Genomic DNA, 18,155 nt, shown 5'->3' with positions numbered 1-18,155 from the left:
TCGTCCGCCGACGACTTCATCTGTCCGGGCCTGGGCACACTCGGTCAACGACTCAGACCCCGTTAAGTCACTGGTCTTGGTTCTAGCCTCGATCTTTCGTGACGGTCCGTCGGTCTGCCCGGCGGGCTGTTTCGGTCTTTCGGAATGGCAGCGGACATGCCTGTGGCCCGGCTGTCGCGTCGGGTGGGCGCCGGGTTTGAGGTTCCCCGGGCGTGCGGGAGGTGCTGATCAGCTGGTCAGGGCGGGTTGACGGGGTTTCAGGTTTGTTCGTTCGGTCGTTGCCCACTCGGCGTAGCGCTTCTCCTCGAACTCGGCGGGGCTGAGGTAGCCGAGCCGTTTCTGGATGCGCCGACTGTTGTAGAAGGGGAGTGTCCAATAGACGGCGGATCCGATGATCAAGGAGACGCCTGATGAGCGAGACCGTCACGGAGCATGAAGCAGAGGAGCCGGTTGTCGAGTCGGCCGCGGAGGCGGTGTCGGACGAGCAGTTGATTGCGATGCTGGTCGACCGAGCCCGCTCCGACGGGCTGCAGCTAACTGGCGAGGGCGGGCTGCTGCAGCAGCTGACCAAGCGGGTGCTGGAGTCCGCCCTGGAAGGCGAGATCACCGACCACGTCGGCTATGACCAGCACGACGCTGTGGGCAGGAACAGCGGCAACTCCCGCAATGGCACGCGAGCGAAGACCGTGTTGACCGATGTCGGCCCGGTTGAGGTGAGGGTGCCCCGCGACACCGCCGGCACCTTCGAGCCGCAGATCGTTCACAAGCGTCAGCGCCGGCTCACCGGAGTCGACGAGATGGTGCTCTCCCTGTCCGCGAAGGGCCTCACGCACGGGAAGATATCCGCTCACCTGGCCGAGGTCTACGGCGCGGACGTGTCAAAGCAGACCATCACCACGATCACGGACAAGGTGATGGAGGGCATGGCCGAATGGCAGTCGCGCCCGCTTGATCGCGTCTACCCGGTCGTCTTCGTGGATGCCATCAACGTGAAGATCCGCGACGGCCAGGTCGCCAACCGCCCCATCTACCTGGCCATGGCCGTCACCGTCGAGGGCACCCGCGAGATCCTCGGCATCTGGGCGGGCGACGGCGGCGAGGGCGCCAAGCACTGGCTCCAAGTCTTCACCGAACTCCGCAATCATGGCGTCGAAGACGTCCTGATGCTCGTCTGCGACGGCCTGAAGGGGCTGCCTGACGCGGTGGAGACGGTCTGGCCACGAACTGTCGTTCAGACCTGCATTGTTCACTTGATCCGCAACAGCATCCGCTACGTTGCCCGCCAGGACTGGGACAAGGTCGCCAAGAACTTGAAGCCTGTCTACACCGCACCGAGCGAGTCCGCGGCGACTGAGCGGTTCCTGGAGTTCTCCGAGAAGTGAGGCACCAAGTATCCGGCCGTGACCAAGCTGTGGTCCGACGCCTGGGCCGAGATGGTGCCCTTCCTCTCCTTCGACGTCGAGATCCGCAAGGTGATCTGTTCGACGAATGCGATTGAGAGCGTGAACGCCCGCATCCGCAAGGCTGTGAGGGCTCGCGGCCACTTCCCCTCGGAGACCGCCGCGTTGAAGTGCGTCTATATGGCACTGATGAGTCTGGACCCGACCGGCAAGGGCCGCCGCCGCTGTACGATGCGCTGGAAGGCCCCGCTCAACGCCTTCCAGATCGCTTTCGAAGGCCGACTCACCCCCACCACCAACCACTGAACCTCAACAACCAAAATCAGCCGTTGATTGGACAGACCCGCGCTGTCTTCGGTTGTGATCAAAATTGGGTTTGGCTCCCGGGCGGGGTGCCGGTCCGGTAGGACTGTGGTGTGACGCGTGCGCAACTGACCGACGAGGAGTGGGAGTTCATCGTGCCGTTCCTGCCGATCGGCGGGTTCGGTCCGTACCCCGAGCGGCTGCGTGAGCAGTTCGAGGGGGTGATGTGGCGGTTTAGGACCGGCAGCCAGTGGCGGGAGATGCCCGAGCGGTTCGGTGCTTGGCAGATGGTCTACAACCGCTTCATGCGATGGCGGGACTTGGGTGTTTTCCAGGCTCTGCTCGAAGGGGCGATCGCGGAGGCCGCCCGCAGGGACGAGATCGACATGTCCCTGGTCAGCGTGGACTCCACCACGGCGCGGGCTCATCACGGCGCGGCCGGCATGCGGGTCCGCGAGGAGACCCTGGCCGCACTTGAGGAGGCGGCCTCGCAAAAAGGGGAGCGTCCGAGGAACAAGGCGGGCAGGACGGTGAAAACGACCCAGTCCGCGCTGAGCGGCGACGCATCCGGCGCCGACGGCGGGCCCGACTCAAAGCCGCCCTGCTCGGCCGGTCCCGCGGTGGGCTGACCAGCAAAATCCACCTGGCCGCCGACCGCCGTTGCCGGCCAATGGCACTACTCCTGACCGTCGGGCAGGCCGCAGACAGTCCCCAGTTCATCCCCGTCCTGAAGAAGGTGCGCATCCGCCTGCCCGTCGGTCGTCCCCGCACCCGGCCCGCTGCCGTGGCTGGCGACAAGGCGTACTGCTCCCAGGCCAACCGAGCTCACCTGCGCAAACGCCACATCAAGGCAGTCATCCCGGAGAAGAAGGACCAGGCCGCGAACCGGAAGAAGAAAGGCAGCCGGGGTGGCAGGCCCGTCACCCATGACGCCGACCTCTACCGCGAACGCAACACGGTTGAGAGGGCGATCAACAGGATGAAGGACTGGCGAGGCATCGCCACCCGCTACGACAAGACGCCCGAGAGCTACCTCGCCGGACTCCATCTCCGCGCCGCGACTATCTGGATCAGCAGCCTGATGCGAGCCGTTGATCAGAACTGAAGACAGACCCTAATCGTCTGGACCGCTCCCGCACCTGGCAGCGCAGAACCTCCTGGATCCGCTGGTCGAGGCCGTCCTCGCGCCACAGGGTGAAGTAGTAGAACACCGCCGACCAGGCCGGGAAATCGTGCGGCAGGGGCCGCCACTGGCAGCCGGTCCGGTTCTGGTAGAGCAGCGCGTTCACGACCTCCTGCAGATCACAGGAGCCCGGGGTTCCCGGTCGCAGACCGCGCCACCCGCGCCTGCTTCCACCCGGTGACCAGTGGTTCGATCAACGCCCACTGCCTGTCGGTCAAGTCGGTTGCGTACGACATCCGTTCCATGCCCATGACCCATCATGCACACGACATGACACGAGGAGGAAACCGTCCCATCACCCACGAACGGGCGACACCAGATCATCCAGATTGGGACTTAACACCCTCTCACAGCAAGTCGTTCACGAGACTCTCCCGGGATGCGAATTTGTTCCAGGGCGGTTCCCGTACAGGCGCGTCAGGCGATTCCCATGGTGCTCATCGCTTGGAAACCAGGAAGTCGCCCAGGACCAGGTGGTCTATGCCGGTGCCAAGGAAGCACTCGACGGCATCCTTCGGAGAGCAGACGATCGGTTCGCCCGCGACATTGAAGGACGTGTTGACCAGGCATGGTACGTCGGTGAGCGCGGTGAAATCGCGCAGCAGCGTGGCCAGTCGTGGATTGCTCTCGTCGGTCACGGTCTGGATGCGCGAGGTGGCGTCGACGTGGGTGGCAGCCGCGATGGTCTTGACGTACTCGGGCCGCACAGGGAAGACGAAGGTCATGTACGGCGAGCGCTCCTTCTTGCCCATGTCGAATACACGGCGGGCGTTCTCCTCCAGGACGATGGGGGCGAACGGGCGGAACGGCTCGCGGTGCTTGACACAGGTGTTGATGATGTCCTTCATGTCCGCGTGGGACGGGTTGGCCAGAATGCTGCGGTTGCCGAGGGCGCGGGGTCCGTACTCCGTGCGGCCCTGGAACCAGCCGATGACGGCCTTGCCGCTCAGCAGTTCGGCGGTCTTCTTCACGATCTGGCCGTCGGGCAGCTCTTCCCAGACGACGGAGTTGGTGTAGCCGGCCAGGGTGGCGCGGATCTCCTCGGCGTCATACTCCGGGCCGAGGTAGGGCGACGGCGCGGCGGCGAGCGGAACGTTCTTCTCGCGGGCGACATGGGCCGCTGCCCCGATGGACACCCCGGGGTCGCTGGCGCCGAAGCTGACCTCCGCGCGCTCGAAGGGCAGGTTCTCCAGCAGCTTGGTGTTGTTGACGCAGTTGAGCGCCACTCCACCCTCGTAGATGAGACTGCGCAGATCTGTGGCGTCGGCGAGGGCGCGCAGCTGGTGCGCGGTGACCTCTTCGAGCATCTGCTGGGCCGCGCCGGCGACGCGGACCTGGAAGTCGAAGTCCTTGCGGTTGCCGTTATGCCCGCCGAAGATCTTGTCGAAGAGGGCGAGGTAGGCGCGGGGGCCGCCCGGATCGTTGGCCAGGGCCAGCGAGAAGCGTCCGGGGCCGTCGAACCTGACGACATCAGTCAGGAACGGGTTGTCCTCCAGCGCCGGCGGCTTACCGAAGCCGGCCAGGCCCATGACCTTGTACTCGTCGTTGTTCGGGATGAAGCCGAGGTAGCGGGTGACTTCCGCGTAGAGCTGCGCGACGGAGTTCGCGGAGTCGATGGTGAACTCCTCGAAGACCTTGACCTCACCGTCGCGGATCTCGCCCATGATGGCACTGTCCTGCTCGGACTGGCCGTCGCTGACGAAGAAGGCGGCGTCACCGTAGCCGGCGAAGGTACGGCCGCAGGCGAGGTGCGCCCGGTGGTGCGGAACGGTGATCAGCTTCTCATCGGCCAGGGTGTGGCCGGTTTGACGGGTGAAGTCCTCGAGGATCGCGGTCTTGCTGATGGCACCGGCGTAGAGTTCGCCGAGCCCGGAGATGGCCTGAAACTTGTACTCGGGAGGCACGGGCGATTCGGAGATCCTGGATATGGCGGCGTCGGCGAACTCGGCGCTGAACTGCCAGCCGAAGGCGTAGTAGTCGACGTCCCCGTAATCGAGCCCGGCCTGGTCCAAGCACCAGCGCATGGCGTTGGCCGGGAAGACAGAGGTCTTCTTCTGCCGGTTCATCCGCTCTTCCTCGACGGCGGCGACCAGCTTGCCGTCGATGAACAGAGCCGCAGCTGCGTCGTGACCGAGGAAGCAGTGCCGGTCAACACTGTCGGGGGTGTAGCCCCAGAGCCTGCCGAAGAGTTCGGCAGCACGGGAGGTGCCGTTGTAGCCAAGGATTATCATGAGGATGTCTCCTTCAAGACACGGATCTCTGTGATCCATAGGATGGTGGCCAGTACCGAGTGGCTGGAACGGCCAGGTGGCGACGGGGCGTCACGAAGGCGCTTGCCGATCGAACCGCCGTGGGTTCAGCAGCAGTTCAGATGTTCCGATCCGCGAGCCAGTAGCGGTTTCGCGCTGGTGGTCGCGGCGAATCTCTCCTCCATGACCATGAAGTGGTATCGAGAGATGGTGACGTGCATGCCCCGGCTGCACGCCATCCGTCGTCCCCGGCGCGGCCCGATTCGGCTGGGGTTCTTCAGCTCCCAGGAAGAGCGTCGGAGTCGTTACCGACGCGATCGCACACTCGCGCCTCAGCGTGTAGTAGTGACCCATGACGCTGAACCGCACACCGCTCAACGCGCTTCTGCCGACGTGGTGTTCACGGGCTCTGCTCCCCCGGCCGCTCGCCCGGCGGCACTGATCGAACACCTGGCAAACTGGATGCGTGAGCGGCGACGAGACCACGGTTCCCGACAGGGCGAGCGACGCCCACTTCCTCGGCGACGGCGAGTGGGCGCAGGGCACGCGCGACTGGCGGGACGCCCGCATCCGCACGGTGGTCCGCGACGCGGGCTTCACCGGGACCGGGCCCGGCCCGGCCACGGTCATCGCCGCTCGCCCCGCCCTTCGTGCACGGTGAGCGGCGGGTCCCGCGCTCCCCGTGCCCGAGTGTCCGGAACAACACCCGTCAGTGGAGGAGCAACGCCCGTGCGCACTCGCCCCGAGGCACCGCAGGAACGCCGGATCCGGCACGTCGTCTGGGACTGGAACGGCACGCTCCTGGACGACAACCACGTGATGCTCGCCTCCGTCAACGACGTCTGCGCCCACTTCGGCAGACCCGCCGTCGACATGGCGACGTGGCGGGCGGCTCTGTGCCGCCCCCTTTGGCTCTGCTACGGCACGATCCTCGACCGCGACGTGAGCGGCCCCGAGGAGTGGGCGGAGGTCGTGCGCCTCTACCGTGCGGCCTACCGCTCCCGCCTGGGCGAGTGCCGCCTCGCCGCCGACGCCGAGAAAACCATGATCGGCGTACGGCAGGCGGGGCTGACCCAGTCGGTCCTCTCGATGGCGCTGCACGACGACGTCACGTCCCTGGCCACCCGGTTCGACGTGCACACATACGTGGTCCGGATCGACGGCGTTCTTCCCGAGGCGGCCGGAGGCCACAAGGCCGGTCATCTCGCGGCCCACCTCGGCCGGTTGGGGCTCAAGCCGGACGAATGCCTGCTCGTCGGCGACGTCGACGACGACGCGGCCGCGGCGGAGAAGGTGGGCACGCACTGCGTGCTCGTCACCACCGGCATGACCGGAGCCGATGAGCTCCGCGCGACGGGGCGTCCCGTGGTCGGCAGTCTCGCCGAGGCGTTCACGTTCGCCTTCTGACGCGGGGCGGCTCCGTCCCTGACGGCATCTGAAGGAACTTGGACCCGCTCCGGGGGACACCTGCTCACCGGATGTCCCTCGAAGCGGTTCACTGATCAGCACGTCGCGGCCGCCGTCCCGATGGTGTCCCGGTACCACTGCGCGTAGCGCGGATAGGTCGCGCGGAAGCCGGGCCCGCAGGAGGCGTCCACCGCCCGCCACAGTCGTGAACTGTCGTAGTAGTGGTCGGTGTTCAGCAGGGTGAGACGCCTGGACGGCGCGCTGCCCGGATCCGCCACGGCCCGGCCGTACGCGTCGTCGCAGCGGGCCGGTACAAGGGACTCCCCGGCGAGGACCTCCAGGACCTCCGCGAGCGTGGTGGGCTCGGGATGTGTCGCGTGCAGGACCTCCCCGTCGAGCTCTTCCGTCGGCGACTGCGCCACCGCGCACACCGCTTCGGCGAGGTCGTGGACGGAGATCAGGGACAGCCGTGCCGCGCCGCTCGCCGGGTCCGCGGCCAACTGCCCCGCGAGTGCCGCCGCCGTCGGGAGGAACCAGCGGTCGCCCGCGCCGTACACGAACATCGGACGCAGCACCGTTCCGCCTGCGGCGCGAACGCTGTGCTCGGCCGCGAGGCGGGAGGTGCTGGTCGGTCCCACGGGCGCGGGCTCGACCTCGTCCTCGGTGATGCCCCGGTGGACGCCTGTGCCGTACACGGCGGCCGTGCTGACGTAGACGATGCGGCGCACGCCCGCCCGCCGGGCCTCGGCGACCAGCGCCGCCGTGCCCGACTCGTTGATGGCGCGGCACGCCTCCTCGCTGCCGTTGATCACGGAGGCGGCGTGCACGAGGGTCGTGACTCCCGTGCAGATGCCGTCCAGCGACGCGGGGTCGGCGAGGTCGCCGCGTACCGTGTCGTCCGAGTCGACGTCCGCGCGGTGCGCGAAAACCCTCACCGGGGTGCCGTGCTCCTGCAGCAGGCGGCGCACATGGGAGCCGATGAAACCCGCCCCGCCCGTCAACAGAACAGTTCCCGGAGCGTGCTGCCCCCCGTTCGGTGCCGGCGTCGTAGCCGTCTCGTTCACTGCTCCTCGCTTCCGCCGGTCACGAGGCGGAGCAGGTCGGCGACCGGCACGTCCTCGTCGCGGCTCATCAGGGCGGTGGCCACGCGGTAGGGATCCGCGTACCCCTGGCCGCCGGTGAGACGGGGAAGGTAGGGCCCCACGTCGACGCCGCCACCCGTGCGCTCCGACAGGAGCCGTTCGGCCCGCCGCACCCACCGCCCCAAGTGCTGCATGGTGAAGGACTGTTGGGCGGTCCTCCCGAGGCCCGCCACCAGGTACAGGCGCAGGCCGAGACGGAACGCGGCGAGGCCGTGGCGCTCGATCAGTGGGCCCTGGAACGCGTCGAGTGTGTACCCCTCCCAGCCGCCGGCCCGAGCCGAGCGCCTGACGCCGTCGAGCGGGACGCGCGGCACCTCGAACCGCGCCACCTTCGCGCCGAGCGTCTGCAGTACGTGCGCCACAGTGCGGTAGTCGGAGCGCAGTTCGACGTCATGTGCGAGGACGACCAGATCGTAGCGGGGCAGCACAGGGATCAGCTCGCGCAGCAGTTGGATCAGGTAGTTCGCCTGTCCCTCCTCGCTCACCACGAGTCGCAGGGGGAGGCCCTTGCGGGTGGCGTCAAGATAGACGGGGGCCGCGAGCGGGCGCCCGTCCAGGCACGCGTCGTGGCGCACCAGGAGGTCAATGACCTCGTCGGTGGGCGCGAGTTCGGGCCGCCCGCGGCCGAGGCTCGGATCGGCCATGCCCAGGCGCCGGTAGTGGTCTTCCCACAGGTCGAGGAGCCGGTCGCTGACAGGGTGGACCCAGCCTTCCTCGGCCCGCTGGACCACCAGCCGGATCATCGCGTACGGGGCGGCCGCCTGCTCGCTGTGGTGGGCGACGTAGAGGTGGCCGATGTCCTCCTCGCCGAGGTCGGCCGCATCGATCCCGGGGTGGCGGCGCTCCAGGTACTCCCAGAAGCCCGCCACCTGACGGCTCCCCGTATAGACGGCGTGGTGGTAGGCGCAGTCGATGTCCGCGAAGGCCGACGTGGCCCGGGTGATCAGGTCGAGGGACAACAGGTACTTGAGGTGGGTGGGCGCCAGCGGTTTGGTGGGGCTCACGGTCACCGGGGCGAGCAGGACCCTTTGACGCCCCGTGGGCGCCGTCCTGTCACGACGTACGGAGAGCGCGGTGTCGGCTACCACGTGACCGGCAGCTTTCGCACTCCGCGGATGTACATCCCGCTGCGCCACTCCAGCTCTTCCTCCGGCACGGCGAGCGTCAGATGAGGCAGCAGGCGCTGGAGGGCGCCGAGCGCGACCTCCAGCTCCATCTGGGCCAGGGGCGCCCCCAGGCACCGGTGGCGGCCGTGGCCGAGCGCCAGGTGGGGATTGACAGGCCGGTCCACATTCAGCGTGTCCGGCTCAGGGAACACCTCGGGGTCCCGGTTGGCGCCGTCGGTCACCGGCAGCACGACCGTGCCGGGTTCGAGCTCGGTGCCGCCGAGCCGGACGGGCCGCTGCACGACGTGCGGCACGCCTCCCGCGGCATTCAGCGAGGTGTACCTGAGCATCTCCGACACGGCGGCTGGCATCAGCTCCGGCCGCGCGCGCAGACGCTCCGTCAGCTCCCGGTCACGCTGCAGGAGCAGGACGCACAGGCCGAGCTGGTTGGCGGTCGTCTCGTGGGCGGCGATCAGCAGCCCGTACGCCAGGTGCACCGCCTCGTCCGGAGCGAGGTCACCCTCCTGAGTGACCCGCGCGATTCTGCCGAATAGGCCCTCGGGGTCCGCGTGCGGCCCGGCGAGGAACTTCTCGAACTCGGCGAACATGGCGTCGTGGGCCGACTGCACCTCGGACTTGGAGTACGCCGTGGTGGACATCATCCGTTCCACCAGGGGCAGCAGCCGCCGTACGTCGGACTCCGGAAGGCCGAAGACGCGGCCGATCACGCCGACGGTGAGCGGCACCGCGAAGTCCGCGAGGAAGTCGGCAGGCCCGCTCCGGTCGCGCATCGCGGCCGCCAGGTCGCTCGCGAGCTCCTCCACGTACGGACGCAGCACAGTGGCGCGCTCTGCGGTGAACGCGTGCGCGACGACCTGGCGCCGCCGGGTGTGGTCGGGCGGGTCCACGGAGTTGAGCGCGAGCGACTCGGGCGAGCGCGCGCTGAGGCCGAACCCGGAGGCGGGGAAACGCGCGAAGGCGGAGTCCGTGAGTACCTGGCGCATGTCCTCGTGCCGGTGGACGAGGAGGGCCGAGACACCGCTGCGCAGGGTCGCGGGCACCAGCCTCTCGCCGTGCGCGAGGGCGCGGAACTCCGGGGCGGGCTCGACGCCCGCGTGCTCGGGGAAGGGGAACGGGCAGCCCGAGGTTGCGGTGCGGTCTCCAGCCGTGCGGTCTCGGGTCACGGTGCGACCTCCGGCTGCGCGAGGTCGCCGAGAGCCTTGCGGATCGCGTGGACGGTCTCCACCGCCTCCGCTTCCGCACAGTGGCCGGGGTTGCCGATGAGGGGCCTGCCCCGAGGCCCGTCCTCGCCTATGCGCGGCATCAGCCACGTGTGGAAGTGCGGGGTCCCCTCCATGGACGAGAACGTGTAGACGCGCGGCGATCCGGTGGCTTGCTTGACCGCGGTGGTCAGCCGTCGGACCAGCAGCGCGTGCGAGGCGGCCTCCTCTTCGGTGAGGTCGCTGTGGTCGACGAAGTGACGGTGCGACTCGATGAGCAGCGTGCCGCGCGGCCAGTAACTGGTTGGCCCGTGGCAGGCCCGCCACGTCCCGTCGTCCACGAGGTGACCGCCGGGCGGCACGGGGCGTCCGGCCCAGGCGGGCACGGGTTCACCCGCGTACTTCTCGCAGATCAGGCAGCGCTCCTCCAGCGGGGTGCTGTTGCGCAGCAGTCGGCTGACCGGGGCGGCGAAGTTGGCCAAGGGCTCCATCTGGACGTGGCGCACGTACCACTCGTCGAGCGCGGCGGCTCGGGCCCGGGGGTCCGCCAGATGCTCGGGTTCGCGCAGACCCCAGCGTTCTTCGGCGTCCTGCGCGCTCAGTCCGGTGCGCTCGCCGATCCAGGTCCAGGACGTGCCCCGCGTACGCAGGTATGCGACGAGCTCGTCCTGGAGCACGGGGACGTCGGAGTTCAGGAGCTGCCAGATCCGCTCGGACAGTGTGCTGCCGGGCTCGGAGGACGTGCCAGCCTCGTCGGGTTCGGCGACCGCCTTGCGGAGCTCGTCGGACAGATCCCGCAGGCGCGTCGACAGCGCCAGGCGTGCCAGGTCCTGCTCGGTGTAGTGGGGGAGATTCATTGTCGTCTTCTTCTCCGTCAGGGGGCCAGTGAGGTGTACAGGCGAAGCTCGGGCGAGTCCTCGGCGGCGTAGTGCACCCGGGTGTAGCCGGGGTCGCCGTGCGCGCACTCCGCGTCCAGGTCGGGCTGGTGTGTCAGCCGGATCGGTTCGGTGATGCCGAGCCGGCCGAGCAGCGTCGCTTCGGCGATGGTGTGGTGCAGATGGACGAGGTATTGAATGAGCGTCACATCACAGGTGGCTAGCCGGAGTTCGCGCACCGGACCGCCACGGCCCGGCACGTCGAGGGTGTCCGGCAGCCGTGGCAGTGATCCACTCAGCGGTTTGAGCAGGCGGCCCACGCCGGGCAAATGGTCCGTGGGGTACGTGCCGAGCCAGGCGACCGTGCCGGACGGCGCCACGGTCCTGGCCGGGGTGCGGTCCGGCAGGTTCGCCGGGTTGCCGAACAGGAAGCGGGTACGGGTCCACGAGCGCAGCCAGGTCCGGCCCTCCGCCTCGGGCAGGCCTGCCGCGAAGGCGCGGGCGCCCTGCACCGCGTCGACCACATCCAGGCCGCGCAGCAGGACGAGGGCGGTGACGGGCGTGGTGTCCGTGGTGGCCTCGGCCACCAGGCGGGCGCGCTCCTCGAAGAGGGCGGAGAGGCGGTCCTGGGTGCTGGTCGCCGCTATGGCCGGCGTCATCGCACCACCTGGGGTTCGAGCACGGCCAGGATCTGGTCGAGCACGACCTCCGGCGGAACATCGCCGTCGATGACCGTCAGCGGCAGCTCGGCGACCTCCTTGAGCAGTGCGCCGCGCAGCGCGTCCTGGAGCCCGACGAACCCCACCCGGGTCGGCTCCTGCCCGAAGTGCTCGAAGCAGTTGAGCCGCGCACCCTCGCCGCTGCGCTCCCATGCCACGTCGGAGCTCACGTCCAGGTAGAGCACGCCTTCGGGCTGCGGGAACGACCGCCATTCCGCGAACAGTTCGCTGTCCTCGAGACCCAACAGGGCGCACTTGGAGAGCAGTTTATAGTAGTACGAGTCGACGATGACCCGCTCCCGGTCTGCGACTCGCGCCAGCTCGTCCCGCAGGTGGAGCACGATCGGGTGCAGCCCGGCGAGGACCAACTCCGGCGAGTAGCGCTCGCCGCAGTGGGCGAACGCCTCCCCCACCCAGTTCTCGCGGAGCAGCCGCACCATCGGGGCGGACTCCAGATAGCGGTCGTCGTAGGAGACGACGTGCCAGCCGTGTTCGGTGTGCAGCCGGTTCAGGGCCGTCGACTTTCCGGAGAAGTCCGGCCCGAGCAGTGTCCAGAATCCGGTCAAGGGACTACCCCTTCTGTTACTTCTTACGGTTTGGGGCTCTGTCACAGCACGTTGACCAGGCCGATGGCCGCGAACGAGGAGAAGGACAGCAGCAGGAACAGCACGGCGAGGCCCAGGGGCCACCGGAGCGCGCCCCGGTGGAAGCAGACGGCCGCGAGAACGGGTACGGGCAGCGGGGCGAGCACCAGCCAGCCCTCCGCCTGGCCGGGCGACCATGGCTGCAGCGCCGCGATCTGCAACGCGGTCGCCGCGAACGCGCACGCGAGGACGATCCACGCAGTGGCGCCGACTCCCAGCGTGTGCACGTAGGTGCGCGTGTGCGGCGCCGGGTCGCGCACGAGCCGCCGCGCGAACTCCATATGCGCGAGCAGCAGGACGAACCCGAGGGCGACGACGAGGTCCAGCGCACTGGGCGCGTTGTCCTGCCCGTGCGCGGTGCCGAGGTAGACGTATCCGCACATGAGCGTCTGGTGCGGGATGTTGACCAGGAGCTGGGTCAGCAGCCGGTCCGGCTTCGGCCATTCCCAGCGCCATTCAACGAACAGCGCGGCGCACACGTACGCGAGGACGGCACCATATGCGGCCGCGGGCAGTCCGCGTGGCACGTTGGCCAGCACGAGCACGACCATGCCGGCAAAGAACAGCGTCATCAGGTCGCGGACCCGCACCACGCCCGTGACCAGGGCCCGGCCCGGGTTCTGCACCCGGTCGTAGTCGAGGTCACGCACATCGTCCACGGCGCGGAACAGCAGGAGGTTGACGGTGATGGTCACCGCCGTCACGGTGAGGCCGGAGGACGACGCGACCCCCTCTGTGCGATGGACCGCCTGGTAGACGAAGGTCAGGCCGCAGGACCAGCCGAGGCCGAGGACCGCGTAGAACCAGAGGGGGTACGTCAGCGCGTACTTGATGAGCCGGGTGATCACGAGGCGTCCACGGCTCCGGGCTCGTCGGGCACGGGGCTGTCCACGGCTCCGGGCCCGTCGAGCACGGTGATGGTGCCCCGGTCGCCGTCGACTTCGACCCAGGCGCCGTCGGGGACGCTGTCCACCACCCCGCGCACCGCGACCACCGTGGGCACCCCGAAGATCCGGCCTGTGATGGCCATATGGGACAGCACAGTGCCCCGCTCGGCCACGAGCGCCTTGGCCACCAGCATGAGCACCAGCCAGCCCGGGTCGGTCTCGCGGGCCACCAGGATCTTGCCGCGGCACGACTCGGGGTCGATGTTCGGGTCGGTGACCACTCGTGCCTGTCCGCGGACCACGCCACCACTCGAGGCCAGGCCGGTCAGCGTTGAGGCGGCGTCGCCGCGGTTGGTACCGGCCGAGACGAGCGCCACGGTCAGCGGCACGTCCGCGTCGGTGGCGAAGACGTTCGGCGGGTCCGCCCGCTGGAGCGCCTTCTTTCTAGTGGCCGCACGCACGCGCGCCAGTTCGCGCAGCTCCCCGCCGACCCTGCAGCCCTCGTAGGCACCGAGCACTTCTTCGATCGTGAGGTCGTACACGTCGCGTACGTCTTCCAACTCTCCTGCTTCCACAAGGTGTTGGGCGAGTGCGTTGACCATTCTGCGGGAGGCGCCGAACAATTCGGTGCGGCAAAAGCGCGCGTTCTCCCGGATGAGCAGGTTGCGGCGCAGCGACCAGAAGAGCACGCGCAGAACGGCGCGGCGCACCGGGGTGGAACAGTGGGCCCGCAGTTCGCCCTCGGCCTCCTGACGTGCCCGGCACTCCTCCTCGGTGCTGGTCTCGACCGTGCGTCCGGTGGAGATCACCGGACGCAGCTGGTCGATGAGCAGGTGCGGGGCGTTCGCGACGACCGTGGACTCGAACTTGAGGTCGTGCAGCCCGCGGTCGCCGTAGCGCTTCACGTGCGACTGCGCCAGCTCGGCGATGTCGGTGCCGAACCGGCCGTCCGCCAGGCAACGCCAGACGCCGGCCGAGTCCTTGTCGTTGAGCACGCTCCCATTCGCCTCGGGGTGGGCCGCGACGGCCTCGGCGACCGTCAGGAGGGAGCGCAGCGCGAGGACCGAGCGGTTGGCCGGGCCGTCGCACAGCATGCCGTTGAGCGTGCCGCGGTCCGCCTGCGGGGCCCAGCGCTTCATCAGCCGCTCGGCCAGGTCGAGTTCGGCGATGACGTGCGGGTTGGTGACGAGCGTGCCGCCCCAGCGCAGGGCAACGTCCGCCCACAGCTCGCGATAGTCCTCGACGATCTCACCGGCCGACTGTGTCCGGGGGTCCGGCAGCGCGTCGCGCCGCTCGTCCCACCAGCCGAAGAAGCGGCGCATCCGCACCGGAGCAAGGGCCCGTCGGGCGGCGGCGGCAGGGATCTCGCTGGTGCGCATCACGAGGCGCTTGAGCCGTCCCGGCGCCTCCACGACCACGGACGAGCCGACCGTCACCACGGCGTTCTCCCACTGCCGCTTGATGGAGGCGAACGCCCGCATCTGGCTGTGCAGCCGGTACCAGGACTCCAGGCGCATGTAGACGCGCCCGTCGAGGTAGCCGATCATGCGCCTCAGCTCGTAGCGGTGGCGCCGGAGGGTGTGCTCACTGACGCCCATGCGCCGGTACAGCTCCTCGAAGCCGACCGCGTAGAGCTCGCAGGCCACGGAGTAGGTCAGCGCGCAGGTGAAACCGGAGAAGCTCTCGGAGATGTTCCCGTTGCTCCAGTGCAGCTCGCGCGCGACAGAACCGGAGGCGTCCGCGGCGGGGGCCAGAGGCGCGATGGCCGCGGGGCGCGCCTGGACGAGGTGGATGTCACCGTCCTCGGTGATCGCCCCCTCGATGTCCTGGGGCAGGCCGAAGTGGTCTTCGAGGGAGACGGCGAGTTCCGCGACGCGTCGCGCTGTGGCGTCGTCGAGGACCGGGCGGTCCGCCAGGGCGGCGGGCACCTCGCCGACGGTCGTCCCGCCGGCCTTGCCGGTCACCACGCGACGCTTCTTCTGGACGAGCTGCGACTCGACCGCTCCCGTCGAGCGGTGCACGAAGAAGTGGTCGACGTCCGCCTGCTCCTGTACAACGCCCTCGCCAAGGCCGTAGGCGGCCGCGACCAGGGACTGCTCGCCCGCGAGCGGGCCGCGTGGGTCTCGGCTGAACGCCACGAAGGACCGGGCCGCGGGCACCAGGCGCTGGATTCCCACGGCCATGCGCGTGACGGTAGGGTCTCCGCCGCGCGTGGCCCGGTACAGCACGCCCTCGGCGGTGAAGGCCGACGCCCAGCATTCGACCACCCGGTCCACCAGTTCCTCGCGGCCGACCGCGAGGAAGCTGCGCCCGAGACCGGCGAACGGGTCGTCGGCGGAGTCTTCGCCGCCCTCTACGTCGTCCGCGGCGGGCACGGCGCAGGAACGGACCGCGACGGTGCCGTCGTTCCCGGCAAGACCGTCGAACTCGCGCAGCAGTTCCGCGGCGAGGTCGTCCGAGGCGCCGGCCTGCAGCACCGCGTCGGTGGCCAGCTTCGACCAGTGGGCGAGCTCGTCGGGGCCGCCGTCGGGGGCGAGTTCAGGGAAGTCCGCTGCGGCTGCGGCCCGCATCGCGTCGAAGGCCTCGACGGGCAGACAGACGAACTCCGGTACGCCGTAGCCCGCCGCGCGCAGCTGCGCCTGGCGCGCGAACTTGTGGCCTACCAGCAGCGGATCGGATGCTTGTGCCGCGGTGTCACGGAAGGTCACTCCCTGCGTCATATTGCACGCTCCTCAACGTGTCGCCTGCGGAAACGAATGGTCTGGTACTGACACGGGGTCACGATCACCGAGACGAAGCTCGCGGTGCCCACCTCCTCGTCGACGTCGTCGCCCGACGAGCGGAACAGCCGCGCCGCGAGGTCGTACCGACGGCCGTCGACGGGCTTGCGCACCCATTCCATGGACACTTCGCCAGGTGTGAACCCCCGCCAGAGATCCACCTCCAACGCACTCAGGATGAACTTGTCGCCGATCGGCCGCTCGAAGCCCGCGTGTCCGATCAGAGTCGCGAACTGGCGCGCCGACTCGATGAGTTCCACCAAAGGGCGCGCGCGCAGCGGATGGCCGACGGGCGACCGTTGCGCACGCGCGAGCAGCCGCTCCTCGGCCCACCAGGCCGCGCCGAGCAGGGCGTTCTCGGGGCTTTCGCGGTGGGCCAGTTCGGCGGCCGCCAGGGTCTCCCCGTGCTCGCCGGGGGCCGCCGGAACGAAGCGCTCCGCCGACTTGCGGTGCAGTACGGCGGTTCCGCTCACCACGATGGACGAGTCGACCGTGCCAGCCAGTTCCCAGGCGTGCTCCTCCTCGGTCTCGGGGACCGACGGCGAGACCGACACGGTGATGTCGTCGTCCAGTTCGCAAAACTTGTGGAAGTCCAGCGACACCTTGATGCGCCCGTCGGGCCGCAGCCCCTCGCTCCGGGTACGGATCAGCAGATCGAGGAGCCCCGCGACGACAAGGATGCCGGGGACATGGTCGAGAGCGTGGTCGAAGAAGAACGGGTCCTCCTTGTCCACCACGAGCCGCGCGGTCGCCCCTGAGGAGCTTCGGGACCACTCCCTCAGAATCGCTTTCTCTTTCATACGCTGCCTCTTTGCTTGTCTGCCGCTCGGGGCAGAGCCCTCGCCTCGGGCCTGATGGTTTTCGGGCACGCTGCACAGACGCCTGTGTACGAAGAAACGGGCACGACGGAACGCACCGATGGCTCGGTGTGGCGCCGACAGCTTTTCGACGACCCCCGCGGTGATCGTCTGGCGGGTACTGATCGCGCGTGACGGGACCGGTGCCACGTTTGGGTGAGGATTCGCGCTCAAAGCGGCCGAGACGACCCCTCGGGGTGCTCGGCGGCGAGCGACTGACCGGGCGGAAGAGTCAGGACATCGTGCGGGGCGCTGCCGGCCCGTGCTCCGACGTCGGTGTGAGGGGGACGGCCCGCCTGCGCCGTGTCGAGGGACACGGGGCGGCTACCCGGACGGCATGAGCAAAGCGGTCTCCCCGCTGATGCAGCGACTCGATGGTTACCCCGAGATCCTTGGCCACCGAGTTGATCGACCGGCCGGTGGACGCCACCGGCGCGGTCGTGTCCCGCTTGAAGTCCGCTGAACGCAGCCTCGCGGCCACCCGGACACCTCCTCCTCGGCCCGACGATCCGACCTTCTGCAGGTGTCCACGCGCAGCAACAGACCCCACTCTCCAGCGAGCCCCGCCGCGGGCACGATCAGTCCCAGATCATCGAGTCCGCCGCCGTACTCGTTGCGGTAGTGGCGACGGACGGTGTGTCGGCGGCAGCCGGCTGGGTGATCAGGAGGAGGGCCGTGATCGCGGCTGCGAGAACGGAGAGGGCCTTGGCCGTGGTAATGCGCCTCTGGACGGCGTACATGGAAGTTCCTTGGAGATCGGGTGGAGCGTGCGGGACCAACTGCCATGTATGTAAGGCAGTTGGTCGCTTTCCGTTTGGCTGTCTCGGGCGTCCCCGTCTACTGAAGAGTCTTCCGGTACGGGGTGAAGTCCAGAAGGGGGCAGGCGCGGACGGAAGCGGCAGTGGCCGTTTCCGTCCTGGGCGGGCAGGGGGCTGCCGGGTGCGCAGCGCGGTCCGGCAGCCGCCCGCGGTGAGCCGCTTCAGGCCTGGTCGGCGACCTTCCGGACGATGAATCCCTCGATGTACAGACGGTCCATGGAGGTGCGCAGAAAGGTGTCCACGGCCGTCTTCGGGTCCATGATCAAGGGCTGTCCCTTGACGTTGAACGAGGTGTTCACGACGCACCCCGTGCCGGTTTCAGCCTTGACCGCCTTCAGGAGCGTCCAGAACTCGGGGTTGTAGTCGCGGCGCACCTCCTGGATCCGCGCCGAGCCGTCGGCGTGGACGATTCCGGACACAACCTCCCGCTGCTCGGGGCGAACCTGGGCAGTGCACAGCATGTAGCGGGTGGGGGTGAGGCCGCGGGTGAAGCTTCCCCGTGATCTTGGACACTCGATTTCTATGCCGCGAGGTCGTGGTGGTGCCGCTGTCGGGTCTCGGCTGG

At 68.9% G+C, this 18,155-nt stretch carries 15 protein-coding genes and 3 pseudogenes; 4 read left to right on the top strand and 14 right to left on the bottom strand.

Features of this window, described 5'->3' with window-relative positions; genetic code table 11:
- Positions 1-228 precede the first annotated feature (228 nt).
- The gene (locus ACO1BR_RS41880; RefSeq protein WP_426800371.1) at positions 229-399 is read right to left on the bottom strand and encodes a hypothetical protein; all 171 of its coding nucleotides are present in this window, start codon (positions 397-399) and stop codon (positions 229-231) included.
- Positions 400-497: 98 nt separating this feature from the next.
- Here ACO1BR_RS41880 and ACO1BR_RS41875 point away from each other — a divergent pair.
- Positions 498-1,706 (top strand): annotated as a pseudogene (locus ACO1BR_RS41875) (IS256 family transposase).
- Between the two features lie 110 nt (positions 1,707-1,816).
- Positions 1,817-2,808 (top strand): annotated as a pseudogene (locus tag ACO1BR_RS41870) (IS5 family transposase).
- Positions 2,809-2,818: 10 nt separating this feature from the next.
- Here ACO1BR_RS41870 and ACO1BR_RS41865 read toward each other — a convergent pair.
- Together ACO1BR_RS41865 and ACO1BR_RS41860 are read right to left on the bottom strand one after the other, a co-directional pair.
- A pseudogene (locus tag ACO1BR_RS41865) lies at positions 2,819-3,131 on the bottom strand (transposase); the annotation flags it as partial.
- Between the two features lie 192 nt (positions 3,132-3,323).
- Positions 3,324-5,117 (bottom strand): carbamoyltransferase family protein, encoded by a 1,794-nt coding sequence (locus tag ACO1BR_RS41860; RefSeq protein ID WP_426800370.1) that lies wholly within the window; start codon positions 5,115-5,117, stop codon positions 3,324-3,326.
- Positions 5,118-5,601: 484 nt separating this feature from the next.
- Here ACO1BR_RS41860 and ACO1BR_RS41855 point away from each other — a divergent pair, with 484 nt between their 5' ends.
- On the top strand, positions 5,602-5,796 hold the full coding sequence (locus ACO1BR_RS41855; protein ID WP_426800369.1) for a hypothetical protein: 195 nt from the start codon (positions 5,602-5,604) through the stop codon (positions 5,794-5,796).
- Positions 5,797-5,864: 68 nt separating this feature from the next.
- A complete protein-coding gene (locus tag ACO1BR_RS41850; protein WP_426800368.1) occupies positions 5,865-6,542 on the top strand; it encodes an HAD family hydrolase in 678 nt (225 codons plus the stop codon).
- 95 nt (positions 6,543-6,637) lie between these two features.
- Here ACO1BR_RS41850 and ACO1BR_RS41845 read toward each other — a convergent pair whose 3' ends face one another.
- The 11 genes from ACO1BR_RS41845 to ACO1BR_RS41795 all read right to left on the bottom strand — a co-directional run.
- Positions 6,638-7,543, bottom strand: a complete 906-nt coding sequence (locus tag ACO1BR_RS41845) for an NAD-dependent epimerase/dehydratase family protein (protein WP_426800367.1) — start codon at positions 7,541-7,543, stop codon at positions 6,638-6,640.
- Positions 7,544-7,602: 59 nt separating this feature from the next.
- The gene (locus ACO1BR_RS41840; RefSeq protein WP_426800366.1) at positions 7,603-8,694 is read right to left on the bottom strand and encodes a hypothetical protein; all 1,092 of its coding nucleotides are present in this window, start codon (positions 8,692-8,694) and stop codon (positions 7,603-7,605) included.
- A gap of 71 nt (positions 8,695-8,765) precedes the next feature.
- Positions 8,766-9,974 (bottom strand): cytochrome P450, encoded by a 1,209-nt coding sequence (locus tag ACO1BR_RS41835; RefSeq protein ID WP_426800365.1) that lies wholly within the window; start codon positions 9,972-9,974, stop codon positions 8,766-8,768.
- A complete protein-coding gene (locus ACO1BR_RS41830; protein WP_426800364.1) occupies positions 9,971-10,867 on the bottom strand; it encodes an HIT family protein in 897 nt (298 codons plus the stop codon). The genes ACO1BR_RS41835 and ACO1BR_RS41830 overlap by 4 nt, the downstream gene beginning before the upstream one ends.
- Positions 10,868-10,884: 17 nt before the next feature.
- Positions 10,885-11,544 (bottom strand): DUF6182 family protein, encoded by a 660-nt coding sequence (locus tag ACO1BR_RS41825; protein ID WP_426800363.1) that lies wholly within the window; start codon positions 11,542-11,544, stop codon positions 10,885-10,887.
- Positions 11,541-12,170 carry a dTMP kinase gene (locus ACO1BR_RS41820; RefSeq protein WP_426800362.1) on the bottom strand — a complete coding sequence of 210 codons (630 nt, stop codon included), beginning with the start codon at positions 12,168-12,170 and terminating at the stop codon, positions 11,541-11,543. The genes ACO1BR_RS41825 and ACO1BR_RS41820 overlap by 4 nt, the downstream gene beginning before the upstream one ends.
- Positions 12,171-12,211: 41 nt before the next feature.
- The gene (locus ACO1BR_RS41815; RefSeq protein ID WP_426800361.1) at positions 12,212-13,096 is read right to left on the bottom strand and encodes a hypothetical protein; all 885 of its coding nucleotides are present in this window, start codon (positions 13,094-13,096) and stop codon (positions 12,212-12,214) included.
- On the bottom strand, positions 13,093-15,855 hold the full coding sequence (locus ACO1BR_RS41810) for a PEP/pyruvate-binding domain-containing protein (RefSeq protein WP_426800360.1): 2,763 nt from the start codon (positions 15,853-15,855) through the stop codon (positions 13,093-13,095). Before ACO1BR_RS41810 ends, ACO1BR_RS41815 begins: the two co-directional genes overlap by 4 nt.
- Entirely contained in the window at positions 15,852-16,715 is an 864-nt protein-coding gene (locus ACO1BR_RS41805) for an AfsA-related hotdog domain-containing protein (RefSeq protein ID WP_426800359.1), read from the bottom strand. Before ACO1BR_RS41805 ends, ACO1BR_RS41810 begins: the two co-directional genes overlap by 4 nt.
- Before the next feature lie 635 nt (positions 16,716-17,350).
- Positions 17,351-17,512, bottom strand: coding sequence for a hypothetical protein (locus ACO1BR_RS41800; protein WP_426800358.1), 162 nt, complete (start codon positions 17,510-17,512; stop codon positions 17,351-17,353).
- A 239-nt stretch (positions 17,513-17,751) separates the two neighbouring features.
- A partial coding sequence (locus tag ACO1BR_RS41795) for a carbamoyltransferase C-terminal domain-containing protein (protein WP_426800357.1) occupies positions 17,752-18,155 on the bottom strand: 404 nt, incomplete at its 5' end.

It is taken from the genome of Streptomyces sp. YGL11-2 (genome assembly GCF_050054615.1).
Classification (GTDB): domain Bacteria; phylum Actinomycetota; class Actinomycetes; order Streptomycetales; family Streptomycetaceae; genus Streptomyces.
The sequence above is the reverse complement of the archived record's forward strand: the minus strand, read 5'-3'. Positions and strand labels throughout refer to the sequence as shown.